The sequence below is a fragment of the Acinetobacter sp. YH12021 genome, assembly GCF_013420145.1.
GTDB lineage: Bacteria > Pseudomonadota > Gammaproteobacteria > Pseudomonadales > Moraxellaceae > Acinetobacter > Acinetobacter towneri.
In genome coordinates, this window is record NZ_VOYT01000043.1 from 1 (window position 1) to 5,523 (window position 5,523).

Sequence of the window (5,523 nt, forward strand, 5' to 3'; positions counted from 1 at the left end):
TAAAATACAAAAGATAATCATTTAAATCTCTAATAAATACCCACCTTGCCACTACTGAATCGACATAGACAAAATGAGAACTTATGCAAATATTTGTCTATATTTTTAGTTATAGTTAATTACTCTCGTAAAACAGCTGACGAAGTCCGAGATAGAATCATTGCGTCAAAACAAACGTGATGCTTATGCACTTATGATGAAAATGAATTAATTATTATTTAATTAAGTTAAAAGACTGCTATATAGCGGTCTTTTTTGTTTTTGAGCTCTACAAATTTTAATGAGTACATATAGTTACTTTTATAAAAATGATAATAAAGGGTAGAGGAGGTCATCTAAGAATTTAAAGCACAAGACTTATTTAACATTGATGACAGAAAAAGTGAGTTGTTGGGAACTTAAAGAAGAGGTGGTACTTATAATGGTTACTAAAATACAAATACTTAAAATATTAAATATATAAAACAATATATTACAAATATATATGATGCGTAGTGTACGCATCATACATAAAGCGTTCTATTTTGATATAATTGATCCAATCAACCCATTGTTAGGTTTCATTTAAATTCCATGAGTCTTACTGAAATTAAAGTTCGCCAAGCTCATTGTAAGGAAAAAACCAGTTTTTTATCCGATGAAGATGGGCTTAGCCTGAAGATTGAGCCGAGTGGAAGAAAATCTTGGTGCTATCGCTATACAGATCCACAAACTAAAAAACGTCGACGCATTCAGTTAGGTCGTTATCCTGATTTATCGCTGAAAAAGGCACGACAAGTCAGAGATGACTTTAAAGACAATGATTTCTGTTTTGAACAAGATACTGCCTCTAATGTCATCACCTTTGGTAAGGTCGGGGAGGAGTGGTTACAGTTCAAACTGAAAAATGCCTTCAACGATCTACCCCGCTGTGGTGTACTACAGTTAGCAGAAAGATGCTTACAGCAAGATATTTATCCAGACCTTCAGGATCTACCTTTTCAAAACATCAAGCGTTATGACCTGGTTTCAGTAATCAAAAAAATAGAGGGACGCCAAGTAAAAGAACCTGTCAAGAAAGCTTGTAGTTATTTGAACCAAATTTATGACTACGCTGTAGCGATGGGTTATTGTGAATTCAACATCGCGCATGGTTTAAATAAAATCGCCATTAACAGTAAAATCAAGAAAAATTATCCGTATTTGAAAGCGGAGGATATATCTGATTTTAAGTATAAATTACAAAAATTGGATGCCCATCCGATTATTAAAAAAGCACTGCTGTTCAAATTACATACTGGCGTGCGAGGGGCTGAATTGTTATTGGCTGAGCCTCATCATTTTGATTTAAATGAAAAAGTCTGGAAAATACCTGCCTTGCATATTAAACAGTTTCGACGAAAAGTCATATTAGGCCATGAGATTCCCGACTTCTTAGTTCCACTTTCAGATCAGGCTTTAGATATTTTAAAAGACGTCATGCAATGGTCATACGGTGAAAAGTACATTTTTGCTAGCCCACGGAAACATAATCAACCGATTCATTTTAATACATTAAATATGGCTATACGTAAGATGGGCTATGGAAAACATCAATTATCCTCTCATGGACTACGTTCCACTTTTAGTACCATTTTGAATGACTCAGGTTTGTTCCAGGATAACTGGATTGAGGCACAACTTTCACATATTGATAAGAACCGTACCCGTGCCAGCTATAATCACGCTGACTATTTAGCCCAGCGGACTGAAATGATGCAGTGGTGGGGTGATTATTTAAGTACTGCTAAGTGAAAATCGTACTTTTATACATAGACTTAAAACATTATGGGGTTTCAAATGGATAGTAAACAATATACTTGCCGTGTTACATGGTCAGCAGAATATAATGAGTATGTTGGGTTGTTCGAACCACAAGCACTAGCCATTTGTTGTAATTCAGCTTTAAGCGCCCTTAATTCTTTCATGCGTTTATTCACTAGTGCAAGTTGCTGATCAATTAATGCATTAACGCTAGAGCAGCTTTCTTCTGGCTTATTTTTTAATTCGATAAGACGTTTAATATCATTGAGTGATATATCTAGGCTGCGACAATGCTTTACGAATTCCAATTGTTTAAGTGCTTTGCTATCATACAGCCTGAAATTACCTTCTGAACGATTTGGATTTAACAGAAATCCTTCTCTTTCATAATATCTAATCGTTTGTATTGAACAGCCCGATTTTTTTGACAATTCGCCTATTTTCATCAATTTCCCCCAGACATTTGACTCTATAGTTACTATAGAGTCTATAGTATAAGTATGCAACGAAAAGGATATATAAAAAATGACTGAGAAATATTTAAACAATACGAATATCGTTAATTTTGAACACAAAGATATCCAATCCTTGATCGATCAACGTAGGTGGAAAAACTTGGATAACTTCAACAAAATTGGTGCCGCTTATCAGTTTGTAAAAGATGAGATTTTCTTTGGTTATAATGAAAGCGATGATATTGCAGCAAGCGATGTGCTAGCAGATGGTTATGGACAATGTAATACTAAGGGTAATCTGTTAATGGCACTATTGCGTGGACTAGGCATTCAATGCCGATTTCATGGGTTTACCATAGACCAGCAACTACAAAAAGGTGCTATCCCAAGCTATGTATTTTGGTTAGCACCTAAATACATCATTCATAGTTGGGTAGAAGTTTACTTTGAAGGGCGTTGGATAAACTTAGAGGGCTTTATATTGGATGAGCAATACTTAAGCTCTCTACAGGAGAAATTTGACCAAGTAAAAGATGATTTTTGTGGTTATGGTGTTGCAACAAAGTGCTTTTCATCACCAGATACAGATTGGCGTGGAGAAAATACCTATATTCAAAAAGAAGGTATTCATGATGACTTTGGGCTTTATGATTCCCCTGATGAGTTCTATCTCGAAAAAGGGACTAACTTGTCGGGGTTCAAACGCTGGATATATCAACGCTTGATACGTCACTTGATTAATATGAATGTATCAAAACTAAGAAATAGAAAAGTACTAGAGGTACAAAATGCACAACCATAATCATAGTCATCAACATGGTAAAGATGACCGTATTGGTTGGGCATTTTTCCTTAATGTGACATTCACTATTATCGAATTTATAGGTGGTTGGCTCACTAACAGTACGGCGATAATGGCAGATGCAGTTCACGATCTTGGTGATAGTCTTTCAATAGGTTTTGCGTGGATTTTAAGTCGTTTTTCAGATAAAGAAGCATCAGATAAGTTTAGTTATGGTTATCGTAGACTTACTCTCTTTGGCGCATTGATAAACAGTATTGTTTTAATCATTGGCTCAATTTGGATTTTATTTGAAGCAATTCCAAAGCTGTCCAATCCTGAAATGCCTGTAGTCGAGGGGATGTTAGGGCTAGCGATACTCGGCGTTGCCGTTAACGGATATGCTGTATTAAAATTAAAAGCGGGTGAAACATTAAATGAGAAAGTGCTGACATGGCACCTTCTTGAAGATGTACTTGGATGGGTTGCCGTTCTTATAGTCTCTATCGTACTGTTGTTCGCTGAACTGCCGATATTAGATCCCCTTTTATCAATAGGGTTCACGCTGTTCATCTTGTTTAATGTTTTCAAAAACCTGAAATCAACACTCGTTTTATTTCTTCAAGCTGCACCCGATAAAGAGACTCAAAAGCGTATTAAACTATCACTAATGGAATTTCCTGAAGTTAATGGTATCCACCACATGCACTTTTGGTCACTAGATGGTGAAAGTCACGTTTTAACAGCGCACCTTGAGCTGAGTGACAACTTTGACGTTAAAGAATTAATTAGGCTTAAACAAGAAGTTGCAGCTAAATTATCTTCCTATCATTTATCGCATACAACGATAGAGTTTGAGTTTTTAAATGAAAATTGTCGGGATGAAGCGCAGTAAGCTTTATCAATAAAATGTTGGGCATACAATATTAAAAGCAGCTTAATTAGGCATAACCTAGTAATTAAGCTGCTTTTTTTGATTTTAAATTTCGTCGGATTGCTGTTTGCTACTCTCAGAGCCATGCGCCCATTGATATAAAATAGGCAATACAAACAAAGTTAAAATTGTAGAAGATACAATACCGCCGATAACAACTGTTGCTAGTGGTCGTTGTACTTCTGCACCAATTCCAGTGTTTAACGCCATTGGAATAAAACCTAAACTTGCGACCAGTGCCGTCATTAAAATAGGTCTTAAACGAATGATGTGCTGAGTTTCCATCATTGTCTTGGCTTGATGCGGATCAGTCTAAAGCATTCTCAGGAATAGAGGAGCTCGTTGCTGATGTTGTCGCTGATATGATTAGCAATAATGAAAAAGTTCCTACACCACTCTCCGGGAAAATATAGTAGGCAGTTTGTTGTCCTTGTTCTCAGTGGTTCAACAAAAACTAGCCCTCGAAGCCGCAGAACGTGGCGTGGACATAAATTGTTTAGTATCAGTAAAAAGAGCGATGTAATTTTAGTACGAGTGAGTGATAGAGCAGGAACCTATGCTTCATATATTCAGTAAATGGTATGTTTTTGAATTAATAGGTATTTTTAAATAAAGCTTTCTTTGATTTAGTGCTTTTTATTTAATAAATTAATTTTAAAAACAACTTAGGCTAATTGATAAACACTATCTGGAAAGATTAAAAGAAAATATTTTTTAATTTCTGCTAATTCATTTAAGGCAGGTTCCCTTTCAAGCAGTTGAAATGTCCAAATAAGTACAGCCTGATGATTATCATAGCAAGTATTTACTCCAAGAAAATTAGCCATTCCATAACTTCTATTGATGTTCATTTCTTTAATTAATTGATTTCCTAAGTCACGAGCTTGCTGGCTGATCAATAACTCATTTGGTAACACGGCGGTCATCTCCACAAAATAATCTAATGCAGGTTCAATCCTTATATTTAAAAAGTTATAATTTAGTTGAAATGGATAAAATATACTTTCTATAAGTTGTAATAACCTGCTGTAGGTTAATTTTAGCAAAGTATTACTCAGTCAACAACTTCAAATAACCCACAGCAAGTTATTTTTTGTAAATTAATTTAAATATGATTACTTGTAAGTTATCTAGCCTCATGGGCGATAGAAAAATTTTAAAATTAAGTGAAGTGGTGCATGCAACAGGTATCAATCGCAACACGCTCACAAGTATGTATTATGACCGTGCTGTACGTATTGAATTACCAGTCGCCGATAAGTTGTGTAAGTACTTTAACTGTACGATGAATGATTTGTTTGAGTTTAAGGAAGAAGTTGAAGAAAAAGATTAACTTAATACTTCGTTTGATAAGTTTTTCGAAGAAAAAGACTAGCCAATACTTAGTTTGATAAGTTTTTCTCTGCAGATCTAATATTGAATTTTATAAAATATCATTACAAACAGAGGTGGTTCCACTTGTTTGAACAACTAAAAGCGTATTTATAAGTGATATTCCGCTCTAGTTAAGCCACCTTGTTTTGTTGGGGTAGCTGATCATAGTAAAACTCATTTGGTGTCATTTTGTCTAG

General features: G+C 35.0%; 6 protein-coding genes and 2 pseudogenes. 5 read left to right on the top strand and 3 right to left on the bottom strand.

Annotation, left to right across the window (positions count from 1 at the left end; genetic code table 11):
• The first annotated feature begins 573 nt into the window (after positions 1–573).
• Positions 574–1,773: an integrase arm-type DNA-binding domain-containing protein gene (locus FTT91_RS14095; RefSeq protein WP_005245164.1), complete on the top strand. Its 1,200-nt coding sequence runs from the start codon at positions 574–576 to the stop codon at positions 1,771–1,773.
• Between the two features lie 41 nt (positions 1,774–1,814).
• Here the strand turns inward: FTT91_RS14095 and FTT91_RS14100 are convergent, their stop codons facing one another.
• A complete protein-coding gene (locus FTT91_RS14100) occupies positions 1,815–2,228 on the bottom strand; it encodes a Cd(II)/Pb(II)-responsive transcriptional regulator (RefSeq protein ID WP_179989169.1) in 414 nt (137 codons plus the stop codon).
• Between the two features lie 79 nt (positions 2,229–2,307).
• On the opposite strand from FTT91_RS14100, the gene FTT91_RS14105 reads away from it, so the two are divergent.
• The gene (locus FTT91_RS14105) at positions 2,308–3,039 is read left to right on the top strand and encodes a transglutaminase family protein (RefSeq protein WP_005245162.1); all 732 of its coding nucleotides are present in this window, start codon (positions 2,308–2,310) and stop codon (positions 3,037–3,039) included.
• Complete coding sequence (locus FTT91_RS14110) at positions 3,026–3,913, top strand: cation diffusion facilitator family transporter (protein ID WP_127800877.1); 888 nt, start codon at positions 3,026–3,028, stop codon at positions 3,911–3,913. Before FTT91_RS14105 ends, FTT91_RS14110 begins: the two co-directional genes overlap by 14 nt.
• Positions 3,914–3,997: 84 nt before the next feature.
• Here the strand turns inward: FTT91_RS14110 and FTT91_RS14115 are convergent.
• Positions 3,998–4,222, bottom strand: a pseudogene (locus FTT91_RS14115) (efflux RND transporter permease subunit); the annotation flags it as partial.
• Between FTT91_RS14115 and FTT91_RS14120 the strand changes: the two are divergent.
• A pseudogene (locus tag FTT91_RS14120) lies at positions 4,222–4,365 on the top strand (antitoxin HicB); the annotation flags it as partial. The pseudogenes FTT91_RS14115 and FTT91_RS14120 sit on opposite strands and share 1 nt — an antisense overlap.
• Before the next feature lie 252 nt (positions 4,366–4,617).
• Here FTT91_RS14120 and FTT91_RS14125 read toward each other — a convergent pair.
• On the bottom strand, positions 4,618–4,869 hold the full coding sequence (locus FTT91_RS14125) for a hypothetical protein (protein WP_004658363.1): 252 nt from the start codon (positions 4,867–4,869) through the stop codon (positions 4,618–4,620).
• A gap of 194 nt (positions 4,870–5,063) precedes the next feature.
• Between FTT91_RS14125 and FTT91_RS14130 the strand changes: the two genes are divergently transcribed.
• Positions 5,064–5,285 (top strand): helix-turn-helix transcriptional regulator, encoded by a 222-nt coding sequence (locus tag FTT91_RS14130; RefSeq protein ID WP_004658364.1) that lies wholly within the window; start codon positions 5,064–5,066, stop codon positions 5,283–5,285.
• The last annotated feature ends 238 nt before the right edge of the window (positions 5,286–5,523 follow it).